Source organism: Enhygromyxa salina, assembly GCF_002994615.1.
Lineage (GTDB): Bacteria > Myxococcota_A > Polyangia > Nannocystales > Nannocystaceae > Plesiocystis > Plesiocystis salina_A.
Genome location: NZ_PVNK01000227.1, coordinates 13,726 through 29,991, shown reverse-complemented (window position 1 = coordinate 29,991; position 16,266 = coordinate 13,726). Strand labels below are relative to the sequence as shown.

Genomic DNA, 16,266 nt, shown 5'->3' with positions numbered 1-16,266 from the left:
GTGCGCGGGTCGAAGACCGGTGGCGTCAAACCTCGCCCCGCATGAAGCGGCGACCGAAGGCGAACAGCGAGCGGCCGGCGATGTCGACGACGTCGCGCTTTTCGAGGGTCGGGCGGTAGTCGAGGACCTCGTAGTCGCGGGCCTCGACCACGTCGAGGATCTTCATGCCGCCGCGCCAGGTCGCCTCGAGCTCGAGCGAGAGCCCGGGCGAGACCTTGCGCAGCAGGGGTTGCCCGCGCAGGAACATGGTCCGGACCCGGGCGCAGGAGAAGCGCATCAGCTCCTTGTACTCGGGGGTGTGGCGGCCGGCCTGGAGCTGCTCCCAGCTCACGCCAAAGTGGATCAGGTCTTCTTGGGGGATGTAGCAGCGCCCGCGCGGGATATCGACGCTCAGATCTTGGAGGAAGTTGGCGATCTGGAGGGCCGCACAGATCTCGTCGGAGAAGCGATGGAGCTCGGGCTGGCGGTGGCCATGGACGTAGAGCACCAGCTGGCCGACGGGCTCGGCCGAGTGCGTGCAGTACTGACGCAGCTCCGCGAACGAGGCGTAGCGATGCTTGGTCAGATCCATGCGGAAGGCCGTGAGCAGCGCCTTGAGCGGACCGATCGGGATGTTGTGGCGGCGGACCGTGTCGCGCAGGGCCACGAACACCGGATGATCGACGTCGCGGTGGTAGCAGGCCTCGAGGTAGAGCTCCCAGCTGTCGAGCGCGTCGCGCCTTCGGCCCTCGAAGCGGGGCTCGTCGGCGAAGTCGTCGGCCGTGCGCGCGAACGCGTAGATCGCCCACACGTGCGGGCGCAGCGGCGCGGGAACGAAGCGCGACGCGACGGGAAAGTTCTCGTAGTGGCTGGTCGCCATGCGCTCGCAGAAGCGGTAGGCCGCCTCCTTGGTCCACGGGCCGGGCGGCGCGCCGTCAGGCGCATCCGGCAGCACGTCGACCTCGTCGCGCTCGTTGTCGAGGGGGACCGCGAACAAACGCGGAGAGCCTTGGGATCCCTTGGCCATGATTGAAATTCTCTTCGCCGAGTGAAGCGGGAGCTCAGCCCTCGCCCGTCCGCAGCTGACCTAGCAGAGCTTCGGCCCGCTCCGGTTTGATCTCGCCCACATCGATGAGCCTCTGTGCGATGGATTCTACCTCTGCGCCACGGGCGCCCGCCGCGAGAGCGACAGCGCGAGCGTGGAGGGACATGTGCCCGCGCTGGATGCCTTCGGTCGCAAGCGCGCGCAGGGCCGCGAGGTTCGAGGCCAGGCCCGCGGCGGCCATGATCAGGCCCAGCTCCCCGCCCGAGGGGCGGCCGAGGATGTCGAGCGCAAGCCGCGCTGTCGGGTGCGTCCGGGTCGCGCCTCCGACCACGCCCACGGCCGTGGGCACGCTGATCTCACCCTCGAGCGCGACGGTCTGCCCCTCGGCGTCCTCGACCGCGCGCCAGATCGCCAGCGGCCCGTAGCGGCCATGGCTGACCGCGAAGGCGTGGGCCGAGGCCTCCATCGCGCGCCAGTCATTGCCGGTTGCGATCACGACCGCGTCGATCCCGTTCATGATGCCCTTGTTGTGGGTCGTCGCGCGGTAGGGATCGAGCTCGGCGAAGCGCGACGCCTCCTCGATGCGCTTGGCCACGATCGCGCCGTCGATCTCCTTGGTCGTCAGGGTCGAGACCGGCACGCGGCAGCTGACGTGGGAGGCGCGGCGATCGGCGAGGTTGCTGAGGATGCGCAGGACCGAGCGCCAGCCGCTGATCTGGTCGAGCCGGGGGGCGATCGCCTCGGCCACGGTGTTGAGCAGGTTCGCGCCCATCGCGTCGCGGCAGTCGATGAGCATGTGGACGACGATCGTGTCCTCGTCGAGGGTCCGGACCTCCACGCCGCGGGCTCCGCCGCCGCGAGCGACGAGCCGCGGGTGCGAGTCGTCGGCGATGTCGAGCAGGGCCTGCTTGTCGGCCTCGACGGCCCGGACCACGTCCTCCACGGCCCGAGGGCCCACGCGCACGAGCTGGACCTGGGCGATCATCCACGGCGGATCGGACACCCCCGCGAAGCCGCCGCCCGCGCGGATCATCTTGGCCGCGTTCGAGGCCGCGGCCACGACCGAGGCCTCCTCGACGCACATCGGCACGAGGTAGTCGCGGCCGTTGAGGCGGAAGTTGGTTGCGACTCCGATCGGCAGGCTCAGGCAGCCGATCACGTTCTCGATCATGTGCTCGGCGGTGTCCTGTTCGAGCGCGCCCGAGTCGGCGTCGGCGAAGCGCGCGGGCTCGAGGCCGGTAGCGACCGCCACGGCCGCGCGGCGCTCGGGGATCGAGCGCTTGAACAGGCCACGGATCCGCGAGTTGACCGGCGGGCGCGGCTCGGCGCGGAGGCCCGCGGCGTCGGTCTCGAGCTTGCGGACCAGGGCGATGTCGTGGCGGTGATAGAGCTCGACGGCCACGCGATCGAGCAGCGCCGGGTCGCGGGCGAACACGACCACGAGATCGCCTCCGCCCGCGCCCGCGGGCTTGGCCGCGAGCTCGGCCCACTGCGCGGCGCCGAGGATCGTCTCGATCCGCTCGGTCAGAATCGAGGCCTTTGCGATGTCCTGGAGCTGGCGCAGGCCCTGGTTGTGGGTCGCGCAGGCCTCCTGGATCAGACCGAAGCCGGTCGCCGGGCGCTCCTCGAGGGCCGACTGAAAGCGCCGACTGGCCGAAGCCAGCTCGGCGATCGCCGCCTCGTAGGTCGCGGGATCGCGGTCGGCCCCGGTCTCGACGGCCTTGACCAGCGAGGTCGTGCTCGCGGGCGCGCCCGCGTCGAAGAAGCCGATCGCCAGCCAGCTCGGCAGCTCGATCGGCTGAACCCCGCCGTCGCGGGCGAAGCGGATCGTGCCGCCGTAGACGGCCGAGGCCACGTCGGCTCCGCTCCCGCGACCCTCCTGGGCGATCGCGTGGGCCTCGCGCGCGATGCTGTACGCGACCTGGCGGACGTAGGGCGTGTCGGGGTCGAGGCCGGCCGCGCGCAGGTACCAGCCGACGACCGCGGCCGTGACCGCGGCGCTCGAGCCGAGCCCGAGCTTGCGCGCGCCCGCGGTGAACCCGACGGTCGTCACGACCGGAATCGACGCCGGGGCCGGGACCTCGTGGCCGTGGCCGCGCAGCCAGCCGCTGACGAGCTCGACGGCGGCCGCGACGAAGGGGCTGCCCGGGTCGGGCCGCTCGCCGTGCTGGTCCCGGGGCGTGTGCGCGTGGGCGCGGACATCGACGGCCGTGACCACGGCCTCGTGGCCCTCGAGCACCGCGTACTCGCCGATCAGGAACGACTTGCCCGGCGCCGAGACCGGGCCCACCGAGACGGAGCTGGGGGGAGGGGAGGGCTTGTCGGTCATGGCAATCACGTCAGCTCGAGGCTCGCGTCGGGCCCGGGCGCGACCCGCTGGACTTCGTGGACGCCAGCGACCGCGGCGAGCTCCGCGGCGAGGGCTGGCGCCTGCTCGGCCCGGCACAGGACCTTGACGTGGGGGCCGGCGTCGGAGGTCACGTAGCCGACGGGACCCCCGGCCTCGCGCAGCTGCCAGACCGCGCGGATGACCTCGAGGGTCGCGCCGTTCCAGTACATCAGGGCCGGCCGGGTCGCGAGCATGCAGGCGTGCATCTTGAAGCAGGAGTGCTCCATGACCTCGCCGAGCTGGTCGAAGGCCCGCGCGCGCAGGGCCGCCTCGGCCGCGTCGAGGTCGGCCGCCGAGCTCTCGACCCACGCCGGGTAGTAGGGCGAGGTCAGGCGTGAGGACTCCATGCCGCCGGTCGAGCCGACCTGCTTGGCTCCGCGCGCGGTGTGGACCACGAGCAGGCGCAGATCCCAGGGGCGAGGGCTCGGCAGGGGGCGGGCTCGGCAGTCGCTGCCGTCGTCGGCCGTGCCCGCGTCGAGGCGGACGAAGCCGCCCCACAGCGAGCGCGCGGCGCTGCCCGAGCCCATCCGCGCCCACGCCGAGAGTCGCGCGCGGGTCGGATCGTCGAGCTGCTCGGCGAGGCCGAAGCAGCCGGCGGCCGCGATCGTCAAGGCCGCGAACCCCGACGCCGAGCTCGCGAGCCCGGCCGCCGTCGGCAGGTGGTTGGTCGAGACCACGGCGCAGCGCGGGCGCGGGCCCGAGCACGCGCCGAGCCGCCACAGGCGATCGAGGTGGGCGAAGACCTTGGCGGCCGGCTTGCCCTCGACCTCTTCGCCGTCGAGCTCGAAGCGATCGGCGGACGCCGGAGCCACGCGGGTCACCGTCCGCAGCTCGTCGAGGGTCATCGACAGCGACCCGACGGCGGGCAGGTTGAGCTCGGGATCACAGCCCGCGCGCTTGCCCCAATACTTGACCAGGGCGATGTTGGAGTGGGCGGTCGCTAGGGCCGCGGTGACAGGCTGATTCATGACTCGACCTCGACCGCGAAGGGGGCGCTCGCGGGGGCGCGCGCGAGCTCGGGGAAGCTGTGGGCGAGGCCCTCGATGACCCCGCGAGCGAGCGCCTCAGTGTCGCATAGCGCGATCACGCAGCCACCGCCGCCGGCTCCGGTCAGCTTGGCTGCGAGCGCGCCGTGCTCGACCGCGGCGGCGCACAGGCGGTCGAGCATGGGCAGGGAGACGCCGAGGCTGCCGAGCAGCTCGTGGGCCACGCTCGTCAGCTCGGCGAGGACATCGAGGCGCGCGCCAGTCAGCGCCGCGCGCCCGCGGTGGACCAGCTGACCGAGCGCGCCGATGATCGGATCAATGACCTCGGGCATGCGATCTCGGCGGGCCGCGACCCCGGCGACCAGCGCACCGGTCTGACGCGGGATCCCGCTGGGGATGACCACGAGCCACAGCGACGCGCCGAGGGCGACAGCCTGGCAAGGCGCGCCGCGCTCGAACGCGACCACGCCGCCGCGGGCCGCGACGGCGCTGTCGATGCCCGAGGGCGTGCCGTGAAACACTCGCTCGCCGATCATCGACGCCGCGATCACCTCGTCGAGGTCAGGCTCGCCGTCGACCACGGCCCCGAGCGCGAGGCGAGCGAGGGCGACGGTCAGCGCCGCGGACGAGCCGAGGCCCGCGCCGCAGGGGATCCGCGCCTCGCCCTCGAGCCGCCAGCCGGTCACCGGTCCGTCGCAGTGGGCCAGGACCTCGAGGCAGGCCCGGGCGACCGGGTGCTCGGAGTCGGGCGTCAGGCGCAGGTCCAAGTCCCAAGCTGGGATCGACAGCTCGATCGCGTCGCGGGGCCGGGGCAGGGGCGTGGCGTGGAGGGTCAGCCCGCGCGCGAGCCCGGCCGCGAGCGCAGGCTGCCCGTAGACGACCGAGTGCTCGCCGAAGAGGATGACCTTGCCGCAGGCGACGGCCGAGGGCTGGAGCGCGAGGGGCATCCTAGGGCTGCCAGCGGGCGAGGTCGGGGCCAAGCATCATCTGGGCGCGCTGCAGTTCGGCGACCGTGCGCGACCCGGTCAGCAGCATCAGGGATCGGACCGTCGAGATCACCCCGCGCAGGAACACGCGGGCGCCCTCGATGCCGCCCGCGCGATGAGCCTTGAGCACGGGCGCGGCGAGGCCACCCGCGACGGCACCGAGGGCCACGGCCTTGGCCACGTGCGAGCCCGAGCGCAGGCCGCCGGTGGCGATCGCCTTGACCCCGAGCCCCCGCAACTGCAGGACCGAAGCCGCGGTCGGGATGCCCCAGTCCCACAGCTCCTCGGCCAGCGCCTTTTGATTTTCGTCGGCGCGGTGGGCCTCGACGGCGACCCAGCTCGTGCCCCCGGAGCCCGAGACGTCGAAGTGCTCGACCCCTGTCGAGCGGATCATCTGGGCGACGCCGCGCGAGATCCCGCAGCCCGTCTCCTTGGCGATCACGGGCACGCGGAGCTCCTCGACGAGGCGCCGAAACACCTCGAGCCCGCCGGAAAAGTCCCGGTCGCCGCCGGGCTGGACGATCTCCATGGCCGGGTTGAGGTGGATGCACAGCGCGTCCGCGCCGACCTCGTCGACGAGCCCCTGGATCTCCTCGGTGCTCATCTTGCGCGCCTGAACCAGGCCGAGGTTGCCGAACAGCAGCACGTTCGGGGCGCGGTCGCGGACCGCGAAGGTCCACGCGGTCTCGGGGCGCTCGAACATCGCGCGCTGGCTGCCGAGGCCGATCGCGAGGCCGAGCTCGTCGGCGACCTGGGCGAGGTCCTGGTTGATCTTGGCCGCTTCGTCGGTCCCGCCGGTCATCGCCGAGATCACGACCGGCGCCGCGAGCGTCTTGCCGAGCAGCTCGACCCGCGAGTCGACCTCGTCCGCGTGCATCTCTGGCAGCGCGCAGTGGACCAGCTCGCACTGCTCGAACAGCGCCGTCTTGTCGCGAAAACCGACCTTGTCCCCTGCGCACAGCGCCAGGTGGTCCTTCTTTCGCTGTGAGATATCGAGCGGGTCCGCCATGGGCCGCAAATGCCACCTTTTCGCAGACCCGACAATCCCCCGGCGCGGAGGTCGGCTCACGTCAAAACGACGTCGTGAGGGCCCCTCTGTGGCCTGGTGCACAGTTTTGAGCCTGTGGCGAGTCACGAATTCGAGATCCCAGCCCTGCGCTCGTCGGTGCTAAGGTCAACCTTCACCTGAGGCCCAGTCTCCGAGGCAATGGACGACCCACCTGCTGAACCCCCAAGTGCTCCGGCCGCTGCTCCACCTGCAGATCTGGCCGACGTCGACTCGCTCGACGGCATCGTCAACGCGCTGTACGCGTCGATCTCATTCGAAGCCGGCGAGCATCCGGCGTGGCCGCGCTTTCGGAGCTTGTTCGATCCCGCCGCGGTCATGGTCCGCGTCGATTCGTTGATCGCGGCGCTGCCCCCCGATCAACGTGACACCCCTCCGCTGCGGGTCAGCACGATCGAGGACTACATCTCACGCACGACCGCGGCGATCGAGAGCGGCGCGCTGACGGCCTTCGTCGAGCGTGAGCTGACCCGGCGGACCGAGGTGTTCGCGGATCTCGCCCAGGTCTTCAGCACCTACGAGCGCTGCGCCGACGCTGGCGAGGTCCGCCGCGGCATCAACTCCCTGCAGCTGGTCAAGGACAGCGGTCGCTGGCGCGTCATCTCGCTGACCTGGACCGACGAGACCGACGACGGCCCGCTCCCGAGCCGCTACTTGCCACGGACCTGAGCGCCGCTGGCCGCAGCCCCGAGCCTTGGAGACGTTGAAGCCAGTCGTCGGTCGCTACGCGCCCAGTCCAACGGGGCGCCTCCACCTCGGCAACGCGCGCACGGGGCTGCTGGCCTGGCTGTCGGCACGCGCGGCGGGCGGGCGCTTCGTGATGCGCGTCGAGGATCTCGACCCCCAGCGCAGCAAGCGTGCGCACGAGCAGCGACAGCTCGACGATCTGCGCTGGCTGGGCCTCGACTGGGACGAGGGCCCGGACGTCGGCGGGCCCCACGGTCCCTACCGCCAGTCCGAGCGGGGTGAGCACTACGAGGAGGCGCTCGCGCGGCTCGACACCTTCGCGTGCACCTGCACCCGGCGGGAGCTGCGAGAGGCGCGCGAGGCCCACGACGCCGTGTCGGCGCCCCACGGCGCTGAGCCCGTGTATCCCGGGACGTGCCGAGACGGTCCCACGCACCCCGAGCGCCCGGCCGCGCGGCGGTGGCGGGTGCCCGCCGGGGAGGTCTGGTTTGACGACCGGATCGCCGGCCGTCGCCGCCAAAATGTTGCGCGCGAGGTCGGCGACTTCGTCCTGCGTCGCGCGGATCGGGCCTGGGCCTATCAGCTCGCGGTCGTCGTCGATGACGCGGCCATGGGCGTGACCGAGATCGTGCGTGGGGCCGACCTGCTCGACAGCAGCCCGCGCCAGATCCTGCTCCAGCGCAGCCTCGGCCTGCCGACGCCGACCTACGCCCACGTGCCGCTGATCGTCGGACCCGACGGCGGCAAGCTCAACAAGCGCCACGGCGCGCCCGATCTGTCGGCGCTGCGCGAGGCCGGCGTCGACCCGCGGCGGGTCGTCGCCGCGCTCGCGCGTTCGGCCGGGCTGCTCGGCGACGAGGACGCGTGGGTCCACCCCCGCGAGCTGATCCGGGCCTTCGATCCCGCTCGGATCGCGCGCGAGCCGAGCACGCTCGAGCTCGACACCCTGATCCCCTGAGTTGCAGACTTGCTATACTCATCCGCCGATGTCGCGCGTCTTCAACACCCTGCTGTGTGTCCAGCTGGCTGGCCTCGCGGGCCTCGCGTGCACGCCCGAACAGCCGCCCAAAGCGGACCAGGCCAAGCCCAAGGGCGTCGCCCACGCGGCGCCCCACGTCCTCGATCCTGCGGCCGATCAGTTCGTGCTGACCTACGCAGGCGAGCGGGGCGTGTTCAGCGATTGCACCTCGATCGAAGAGGTCCCCGCCGACGCCCGCGCGCGCGTCGGCGTCAACCTGTTCGGGGTCGAGCGCCCGCCCGGCCAGGTCTTCATCGCCAACCTCGACGCGCCCCTGCCCGACGGCCGCTACGTGCTCGAGGTCGTCCCACGCGACGAGTTCGAGGAGGCGGTCCTGGGCGCCGGGCGCTCGTCGGTGTTCGAGATGCCCACCGATCTCGAGTCGCTCGAGCAGATCGCCAGGCGCGAGGCCCCGGTCATCGTCTACAAGACCTCGTGGTGTGGGGTCTGCAAGCAGCTCGAGAAGTACCTCGAGCGCGAGGGCATCGAGTACGTGGCCAAGGACATCGAGAAGGACCGCGCGGCCGCGGCCGAGCTCGCGGCCAAGGCCAAGCAAGCGGGGGTCCCGACCGGCTCGGTCCCGATGATCGACATCGGCGGCGAGATCCTGCGCGGCTTCGACAAGAACGCGATCCAAAAGCTGCTTTAGACCTCGCGTGGCCAGGTTGACTACGCGAGCCGCTCGGCGAGGCGCGGCAGCAGCTCGCCGAGCCGGGCCTCAATCTTGAGGCTGGCGAGGGCGTCGCCGCGCGTTGGCCCGACGTTGACGATAGCGATTGGCGTCCCCAGGGCCTCGGCCCGCCGGACGAAGCGCAGGCCCGAGAACACCGTGAGCGAGGAGCCGAGCACGACCAGCAGCTCGGCGCTCTCGACCAGCGCGTAAGCCCGCTCGACGATCGCGGCCGGGACCTGCTCGCCGAAGAACACGACGTTGGGCTTGAGCACCCCCGCGCAGCGCCGACACCCGGCGACGTGAAACTCAGCCAGCGAGGTCTCGAGATCGGCGTCGCCGTCGGGCGCGATCTCGGCCTCGTGGTCCAGCCACCCGGGGTTGAGCCCCAGCAGCCGCTCCTGGAGCTCGGCGCGGCCCTCGAGGGCGCCGCACGCGAGGCAGCGGACCTCGGCCAGGGCCCCGTGGAGCTCGACGACCTCGCGGGTCCCAGCCGCCTGATGGAGGCGATCGACGTTTTGGGTGATCACGGCCCGCACGATCCCCGCGCGCTCGAGCCTCGCGAGCGCGCGATGGCCAGCGTTGGGCGGCGCCGCGCAAAAGCGCGGCCAGCCGACCACCGCGCGGGACCAGTAGCGAGCGCGCGCGACCGGGTCGGCCGCGTAGACCTCAAACCGGACCGGACGCCGAGCGCGAGCGAGAGTCCCTTCCCCGCGGTAGTCCGGGATCCCCGACTCGGTGCTGCACCCAGCTCCGGTCAGCGCGACCACGTGACGCCCCCGCATCAGCCCCGCGAGTTCCTCGAGCTGCGCTTCATCAACTGACGAAACGCGAGGCACCTGGGCGCAGTCGGACACGGCTTCCCGAGACATGAGCCTTCTTGTAGCCCAAAGAGACACGAGCCCCCTTTCCAGAGGGCCACGGAGGCCATGGCGAAGCTCATACCAGCCCACCGAGAGGGGAGCGCAGCGACCGAACGTGGCAAAGTCGAAGGTGCCCAGGGGGGTCTAAAGCAGCCCCCTTCCAGGGGGCCACGGAGGCCATGGCGAAGCTCATACCAGCCCACCGAGAGGGCAGCGCAGCGACCGAACGTGGCAAAGTCGAAGGTGCCCAGGGGCGTCAAAACACACGAGCCCCCTTCTAGGGGGCCACGGAGGCCATGGCGAAGCTCATACCAGCCCACCGAGAGAGGGAGCGCAGCGACCGAACGACCGGCCGCACAGCGGCCGTGCGTGGCAAAGTCTAAGGTCCCCAGGGGGGTCTAAAGCAGCCCCCTTCTAGGGGGCCACGGAGGCCATGGCGAAGCTCATACCAGCCCACCGAGAGAGGGAGCGCAGCGACCGAACGACCGGCCGCGCAGCGGCCGTGCGTGGCAAAGTCTAAGGTGCCCAGGGGCGTCAAAACACACGAGCCCCCTTCTAGGGGGCCACGGAGGCCATGGCGAAGCTCATACCAGCCCACCGAGAGAGGGAGCGCAGCGACCGAACGACCGGCCGCGCAGCGGCCGTGCGTGGCAAAGTCGAAGGTGCCCAGGGGGGTCTAAAGCAGCCCCGCTCAGCCCCGGCGGCAGATGCCGGCGCTGGGGTCGGGCGCGCTGGTCCCGGACAGGCGCTCGAGGAAGGCCTCGGCCTCGATGAAGGTGGTCACGTGCATGTCGGGCTCGGGCTGGGTCTTGCCGGCCCGCAGCTCCTCGATCCGGTCGCCGAGCCCCGAGCCCGCGGCATACACGACCACGCTCGGGAGCTCCGCCGCGTGAAAGGCCGACTGCATGGCCTGCTGCTCCTCGCTCGGATCGCTGACGTCGATCTTGACCAGCTCGTACTTGGCGAGCTCGGCCTCGACCTCGGGCGCCGCGAAGGTCTTGGCCTCGAGCTCGTGGCAGGGGTTGCACCACGAGGCCCCGAAGTCGATGAGGATCGGCTTGCCGCTGTCCTCGGCCCGGGCGATCGCGGCCTCGAGCTCGTCCATGCTCTCGACCTCGTGCCAGTCGGCGGTCAGCTCGACATACATGATGTTGTTGAGCATCAAGATCGAGCCGAAGGAAGTGACCGCCACGGCCGCGCCCTTGATCAGCTTCTCGCTCGTCGGCCCGTGGAAGCTGCGGTGGACCGCGCCAGCCGCGACGCCGGCGACGGTGATCCCGAGCCCGAGCCACAGCCCCCACTCCGGGTTGATCACGAAGTTGGCCAGCGCCGGGCTCAGCGGGCGCATGAAGTAGTAGGCCATCACGATCAGCGCGATGCCGAACACGCTCTTGACGTAGTCCATCCACGCGCCGGGCTTGAACAAGCTCGCGCCCAGGGCCACGGCGAAGAACAGCGTGCCCATGCCGAGGGCGTAGGTGAACAGCAGCGAGCCGCCGTAGAGCACCCCGCCGGGCCGATCGGCCGAGACCGCGATGAAGGCGAGGAGGTTGAGCAGCACCGGCCCGGTGCAGGGGGCCGAGACCAGGCCGCTGACGAGCCCCATCAAGAACGCGCCGAGCGGACCGGCGCCGCCGACGTTGGCCAGCTTGTTCTCGAGGCTCGACGGCAGCTGGAGCTCGAAGGCCCCGAACATGCTGGCCGCGAGCGCGAGCAAGATGATGACCAGGGGACCCACGACCCAGGGGTTGGCCAGCCACGTCCCGAAGCCGACGCCCCCCGCCGCCAGGGCCACGCCGACCCCCAAGCTGGTGTAGAGCACCGCCATGCCCAGCACGTAGGACGCGGCCAGGAACAGCGCGCGCCCTTTGCTCACGCCCTTGGCCCCGAACACCGCGACGGTCACCGGGATCAGCGGATACACGCAGGGCGTGAGGTCCACGAGTACACCCTGACCAAAGGCCCAGGCATAGGTGCTGATACCGCCGCAGTCCGAGGACGCGTTGGCGAGCAGTGGTCGAAGCAGGCTCGGGTCGATCAGGTTTTCCCAGGTCATGGGCGCGCAAATGATACGCCGCCGGCGTGCGGAGAGTTAGCGCGTCGTCTGATTCTGTGGCTCAGCGCCGCGCGGGTCCTGTGCACGCCGCTGCGCCGACCTCGCGCATCGCGCTCGACACTCAGTGCGAGGTCAGCGGCACGCCGACCGCTCGGCTGAGCCGGGCCAGCGCCACGTTGCGGTTCATGATCGCCTCGAAGCGCTTGAACTCGAACTCGGCCCACTGGGTCAGGGCCTTGCGCAGATCGTCGAAGTCGCTCGCGCCGATGCTGCCGCTGGTTTGCTCCGAGACCACGAGCCTCCAGGTCTTGTCGCGCGCGAGCTCGGCGAAGCGCAGCTGCTGCTCGGCGTCGATGACCCCGCGGTAGGCGTCCTCGACCTCGAGCAGCAGCAGCCCCTGGGCCGCCTCGCGCTTGTACTCGGCCTCACGACGCTGGGCGCGAGCCCGCCCGAGCGCGAAGGCCTTGTTGTGGAAGTCGAGGTTCCAGCTCATGGCCAGCCCGAAGTAGACGTTGGAGTAGTTGAGGCGCCCCGTGTAGTAGAGCGTGCGCATCTCGGGCGTGGCCTTGTTGGCGTAGCCGTAGCCAAACTTCACGACCGCGCCGAGGTCGGGCAAAAAATTGGTCCGCGCGAGCTTCTCTTGGACCTTGCGCGCCTCGACCCCCGCGTCGGCGAGCCTGGCCTCGGGCCGGTTCTTCAAGGCCAGCGCGCGGTAATGATCGAGCTCGGCCAGCCCGCCCTCGATGGTGTCGGGCTCGAGCTGGGCCTCGACCACGTCGAAGCCGCGCGGGGCCGCGGTCCCGGCGATCGCCCACAAGCTGGCGAGGGCCTTGGCCTCGATCAGCCGGGCCTCACGCATGCGCCCGGCGAGCTCGAGCTCGCCGACCTCGAGCCGGACCAGATCGTCGGGATCGCGGTCGAGGTTGAGCGAGTCCGGGTCCGCGTCGAAGGCCGGCTGTCCGTCGGGTCCGAGCCCGAGCTCGAGCTCGATCTTGGCGCGCTCGGCCTGAACGATCTTGTAGGCCTCGGCCAGGATCGCCACGCTCTCACGCGCGAGCAGCAGCGCCGCGTGGGCCTCGTAGACCCGCAAGATCGTCTCGTGCTGCGTCGCGAGGTGCTGGAGCTCGGCGAGCTCGACCCCGACCTTGGCGAGGCGCTTGGCGTTGACGATCTTGCCGAAGGTCGTGATCGGGGCGACGAATTCGGCGCTGAGCCTCAGCGAGATGCCGGCCTCGGCGATGCGATCGAAGTAGCCGCCGATCGTCTGGAGGTCGGTCGGTGCGCCCCCGTCGGTGCCCGTGCCCGTGGCCGGATCGCCGGCCGCCCGGCAATACTGGAAGGAGAAGGGCCCGTCCTCGCCCTGGAGCGAGACGTCGTCGCACTGGATCGCTGCGCCCGGGGTCAGGACCGCCGACGCGCGCACGACCGGGACCCAGGCGAACTTGGCCATCTGCAGCAGCGAGCGCATGGCCGCGATGTTCTCGTCGGCGGCGCGCACGTAGGGGTTGTCGAGGCCGTAGCGGACGATCTGCTCGCGGCTCAGGCCCGGGACCCCCGCGGGGCGGGGGCCGTAGGCGTCGTCGCGGGTCGCGGGGGGCATCTCGAACAGGGCGCGGACGGGATCCTCGGCCCCGAGCAGCGCCCCCTGGGCGCCCGGCGATCCGCTGAAGACCAGGGGCGCGGCGTGGCCGGTCCGGGCCTCGGGCAGCGCGGGGCCGCTCGGATCGGCCCCATCCTCATCCTCGGACTCGGCGAGGATCGGTGCTGGCGGCGTCGGACCCTCGGGCGAAGGGGAGGGCGGTGCGGCGCTCGCCAGACCCGGAGCGAGGCTCGACAGCAGCGCCAGGCAAGCGAGCGCGAGCCGAGGCCGGCCGTGGGCGGTGACGCGCTCGCGGGGCGATGCCATCCGTCAAGCCCTACACTGCGGCCCCGAGCCAGGCAAGCGGGCCTGGCCACGTGCCCCGCCGCGCGGCGTTGCGAGCCGCGGCCGCGCTTGCCATTGTAGAGCCGTGAATGCCACGATCCGCCACGCGCTGCTCGCCAAGCTCCCGTCGCAGGCCCGGACGGTGGTCCGGGTGACCGGCGACGACGCGCTGCGTTTTCTCCAGGGCTTGCTGACGGCGGACGTCGGACGGCTCACGCCCGGGACCTCGACCCCAGCGGCGCTGCTGACCGTCAAGGGCAAGATCGTCAGCGAGGTCTGGGTCCTGGCGATCGACGAGCAGGAGCCGTGGCTGGTGCTGCCCGCCGAGATCGCTGAGGAGGTCGTCGCCAAGCTCGATGGCCACATCATCATGGACGACGTCGAGCTCGAGACCCTCACCGAGCACGCCTGCGCGATCGCCTGGCGCGACGACGAAGCCGCGCTCACGGTCGCCGAGCTCGGTGCCCTGCCCGAGGGGGTCCGGGCCTTTGACACAGGCCACCCGCTGCCCGGGGTCCTGCTCGTCGGGCCCACGGCCGGCCTCGCCGCGCTCGCGGGGCTCGGTGAGCCCGCAGACCATGAGCGCTTCACGGCCGCCCGCGTCAGCCACGCGCGTCCGGCCTGGGGCTTCGAGCTCGGCCCCGATCGCTTCCCGCCCGAGGTCGGCTTCGTCGACGCGGTGTCCTACGACAAGGGCTGCTACCTCGGCCAGGAGCCCTTGTCGCGCATCCACAACCGCGGCCAGGTCAACCGCGTGATGGTCCGGGTCAGCCTGTCGGCTCGACCCGAGGGCCTCGCCCCGATCGCCCTGACCTTCGACGAGCGCGAGGTCGGCCAGCTGACCAGCCCCGCAGCGAAGCAGGGCCTCGCGATCGTTCGACGCGCCCACGCCAAGCCCGGGGCCGAGCTCCGAGCCGGCTCGATCACCGTCACGGTCCAGAGCGCGCCGCTCGGCGACGACCCCGGCCGCAGCGATCGCAACCAGACGGCGACCGTCGCCCTCGGCGGCCGCCGCTGACGCGCTCATCCACGGCCCAAGAACAGGTTCCGCCCGAGCCCCGCGCGCCCGGCCGCGGCGACGGCCCCCGCCGCAGCCCAGCCCGCCGCGAACTCGCCCTCGAGCCCGAGCCCGGGGTAGGTCATCCGTGACGCGAAGTAGAGGTTCTTGATGCCCGACGAGTGCGGCAGCAGCCCGACGCCGAGGCTCGGCTCCCCGCCGCGCAGACGATACAGAGGGCGCATGGGCACGCGCAGGGCCGTGTCCGCGCCGAGGACCTCGACCCGCCGCCCCGCGCCGTCGCAGGCCTCGCGGCCATCGTGAGGCGAGTGGATCAGACGCAGCCACGGCCGCGCGAAGGGCAGCACGCCGCGGGTCTCGAGCTCGTCGAGGATCCGCTCGCGGACCTCGTCCGTCGACTCGTCTGGCCCGAGCACGCGCAGGATCGACACGCTGCGCAAGCCCTCGGCCGGCCCGGGCCCGACCCGCAGGTAGCTCGAGCCCACGCCGTCACGCCTGCTCGCCGCCGCGCCCTCGGGCACGCTCACGACCAGACCCTCGAGGCCCGGTCCGATCCCGCGCTCGTCGATGTCGAGGTGGAGCACGTAGCGCTGCGCGGCCGTCTCGATGTTGGCGAGGCTGACCTGCAGCGGCTTGGGCAGCGACTCCGGGATCAGCGGGCCGTCGAGCAGGCTGCGCGGGTCGGTCGCGATCAACATGTGGTCGCAGCCGTAGCGATCGCGCTTGCCGAGCAGGCTGACCCCGGTCACGCGCCCGCGCTTGAGCAGGATCTCGGCGATCCGGAGGTTGGGCTTGACCTCGCCGGACTTGAGCTCGAGCCGTTGGAGCAGCTGCTCGCGCAGCCCGGCCGCGCCGCCGCTGCGATCGTTGGGGCCGCGCTCCCACAGCCTCGAGATCCGCAGGCTCGCGGCCTTGCCGAGCTGGGTGGGCACGAGGTGCTGCAACCACGGTTCGAGCGCGCGGGCCTGGGCCCGCAGCGGGTGGTTCGCGGCGAGGGGCCCGAGCTCGTCGAAGTCCGCGGCGGGCAGCTGGTTGGACACCCGGGCGAGGAAGCGTCGGCCCCAGAAGCCGTCGGCGACCAGCGCGTTGTCGGAGCCGAGGAGCTCGTCGAGGAGCTCGTCGGTCGCCTCGCTCCACTGGCGTCGGTGGTCCCAGGCCTCGGCGACGGGATCGTCGGGCCACTCGCGCTTGACCTCGCGCGCCCAGCTGTCGGCGTTGGGCTCGGCGTCGAGGCGGTGGTCGGGCAGGGCGTAGTGGAGCAGCTCGTCGAGCGGGCGGTGCTCGCGGCGGATCTGTGTCCACAGGCCGAGCTCCTCGAACACCCGGCGAACGGCCGGGCAGCCCAGGTGCACCAGCGGCGCCGTGTCGAGCGCGAAGCCCCGCCGCCCGAGGCGGTAGCGGCCATCGATCGCGCCGTGCGGGATCACCAGCACGCGCTTGCCACGGCGGGCGGCGAGCGCAGCGGCGACCAGCCCGGCGAAGTCGGTGCCGAGCACGATGAGGTCGTAGTGGTTGGTCGTCGCGCTGGCCAAGAGAGCCCAAGTATGACGCGAGAGGGGTCGGGCCTGCGCCCGGGGAG

At 71.8% G+C, this 16,266-nt stretch carries 13 protein-coding genes; 4 read left to right on the top strand and 9 right to left on the bottom strand.

The window, feature by feature from the left end; genetic code table 11:
* Positions 1-25: 25 nt before the first annotated feature.
* Genes hpnC through fni form a run of 5 tightly spaced genes read right to left on the bottom strand, consistent with a single transcriptional unit; the run spans position 26 to position 6,394 of the window.
* Positions 26-1,006: a squalene synthase HpnC gene (gene hpnC, locus ENSA5_RS26200; protein WP_106394424.1), complete on the bottom strand. Its 981-nt coding sequence runs from the start codon at positions 1,004-1,006 to the stop codon at positions 26-28.
* Between the two features lie 34 nt (positions 1,007-1,040).
* Positions 1,041-3,353 carry a hydroxymethylglutaryl-CoA reductase, degradative gene (locus ENSA5_RS26195; protein ID WP_106394423.1) on the bottom strand — a complete coding sequence of 771 codons (2,313 nt, stop codon included), beginning with the start codon at positions 3,351-3,353 and terminating at the stop codon, positions 1,041-1,043.
* 5 nt (positions 3,354-3,358) lie between these two features.
* On the bottom strand, positions 3,359-4,381 hold the full coding sequence (mvaD, locus tag ENSA5_RS26190) for a diphosphomevalonate decarboxylase (protein WP_106394422.1): 1,023 nt from the start codon (positions 4,379-4,381) through the stop codon (positions 3,359-3,361).
* Complete coding sequence (gene mvk, locus ENSA5_RS26185; RefSeq protein WP_106394421.1) at positions 4,378-5,346, bottom strand: mevalonate kinase; 969 nt, start codon at positions 5,344-5,346, stop codon at positions 4,378-4,380. The genes mvaD and mvk overlap by 4 nt, the downstream gene beginning before the upstream one ends.
* A 1-nt stretch (position 5,347) precedes the next feature.
* Positions 5,348-6,394, bottom strand: coding sequence for a type 2 isopentenyl-diphosphate Delta-isomerase (fni, locus tag ENSA5_RS26180; protein ID WP_258183030.1), 1,047 nt, complete (start codon positions 6,392-6,394; stop codon positions 5,348-5,350).
* A gap of 198 nt (positions 6,395-6,592) precedes the next feature.
* On the opposite strand from fni, the gene ENSA5_RS26175 reads away from it, so the two are divergent.
* The 3 genes from ENSA5_RS26175 to ENSA5_RS38975 are packed head-to-tail and all read left to right on the top strand — an operon-like array spanning position 6,593 to position 8,805.
* Positions 6,593-7,120, top strand: coding sequence for a hypothetical protein (locus ENSA5_RS26175; protein WP_106394419.1), 528 nt, complete (start codon positions 6,593-6,595; stop codon positions 7,118-7,120).
* Between the two features lie 34 nt (positions 7,121-7,154).
* On the top strand, positions 7,155-8,096 hold the full coding sequence (gene gluQRS / locus ENSA5_RS26170) for a tRNA glutamyl-Q(34) synthetase GluQRS (RefSeq protein WP_106394443.1): 942 nt from the start codon (positions 7,155-7,157) through the stop codon (positions 8,094-8,096).
* 28 nt (positions 8,097-8,124) lie between these two features.
* Positions 8,125-8,805, top strand: a complete 681-nt coding sequence (locus ENSA5_RS38975; RefSeq protein ID WP_219906864.1) for a glutaredoxin domain-containing protein — start codon at positions 8,125-8,127, stop codon at positions 8,803-8,805.
* A 20-nt stretch (positions 8,806-8,825) separates the two neighbouring features.
* Here the strand turns inward: ENSA5_RS38975 and ENSA5_RS26160 are convergent, their stop codons facing one another.
* The 3 genes from ENSA5_RS26160 to ENSA5_RS26150 form a co-directional block, all read right to left on the bottom strand.
* Entirely contained in the window at positions 8,826-9,698 is an 873-nt protein-coding gene (locus ENSA5_RS26160) for an NAD-dependent protein deacetylase (protein WP_106394418.1), read from the bottom strand.
* Between the two features lie 682 nt (positions 9,699-10,380).
* On the bottom strand, positions 10,381-11,745 hold the full coding sequence (locus ENSA5_RS26155; RefSeq protein WP_106394417.1) for a protein-disulfide reductase DsbD family protein: 1,365 nt from the start codon (positions 11,743-11,745) through the stop codon (positions 10,381-10,383).
* A gap of 121 nt (positions 11,746-11,866) precedes the next feature.
* A complete protein-coding gene (locus ENSA5_RS26150) occupies positions 11,867-13,651 on the bottom strand; it encodes a TolC family protein (RefSeq protein ID WP_106394416.1) in 1,785 nt (594 codons plus the stop codon).
* Positions 13,652-13,754: 103 nt separating this feature from the next.
* Between ENSA5_RS26150 and ygfZ the strand changes: the two genes are divergently transcribed.
* A complete protein-coding gene (ygfZ, locus tag ENSA5_RS36395; protein ID WP_146156137.1) occupies positions 13,755-14,687 on the top strand; it encodes a CAF17-like 4Fe-4S cluster assembly/insertion protein YgfZ in 933 nt (310 codons plus the stop codon).
* 5 nt (positions 14,688-14,692) lie between these two features.
* On the opposite strand, the gene ENSA5_RS26140 is transcribed toward ygfZ, so the two are convergent.
* The gene (locus tag ENSA5_RS26140; protein ID WP_106394415.1) at positions 14,693-16,219 is read right to left on the bottom strand and encodes a phytoene desaturase family protein; all 1,527 of its coding nucleotides are present in this window, start codon (positions 16,217-16,219) and stop codon (positions 14,693-14,695) included.
* Positions 16,220-16,266 lie beyond the last annotated feature (47 nt).

Coding starts and splice junctions, on each gene's coding strand:
- hpnC (WP_106394424.1), bottom strand. CDS start 1,006: ATGGCCAAGGGATCCCAAGGCTCTCCGCGTTTGTTCGCGGTCCCCCTC.
- ENSA5_RS26195 (WP_106394423.1), bottom strand. CDS start 3,353: ATGACCGACAAGCCCTCCCCTCCCCCCAGCTCCGTCTCGGTGGGCCCG.
- mvaD (WP_106394422.1), bottom strand. CDS start 4,381: ATGAATCAGCCTGTCACCGCGGCCCTAGCGACCGCCCACTCCAACATC.
- mvk (WP_106394421.1), bottom strand. CDS start 5,346: ATGCCCCTCGCGCTCCAGCCCTCGGCCGTCGCCTGCGGCAAGGTCATC.
- fni (WP_258183030.1), bottom strand. CDS start 6,394: ATGGCGGACCCGCTCGATATCTCACAGCGAAAGAAGGACCACCTGGCG.
- ENSA5_RS26175 (WP_106394419.1), top strand. CDS start 6,593: ATGGACGACCCACCTGCTGAACCCCCAAGTGCTCCGGCCGCTGCTCCA.
- ENSA5_RS38975 (WP_219906864.1), top strand. CDS start 8,125: ATGTCGCGCGTCTTCAACACCCTGCTGTGTGTCCAGCTGGCTGGCCTC.
- ENSA5_RS26160 (WP_106394418.1), bottom strand. CDS start 9,698: ATGTCTCGGGAAGCCGTGTCCGACTGCGCCCAGGTGCCTCGCGTTTCG.
- ENSA5_RS26155 (WP_106394417.1), bottom strand. CDS start 11,745: ATGACCTGGGAAAACCTGATCGACCCGAGCCTGCTTCGACCACTGCTC.
- ENSA5_RS26150 (WP_106394416.1), bottom strand. CDS start 13,651: ATGGCATCGCCCCGCGAGCGCGTCACCGCCCACGGCCGGCCTCGGCTC.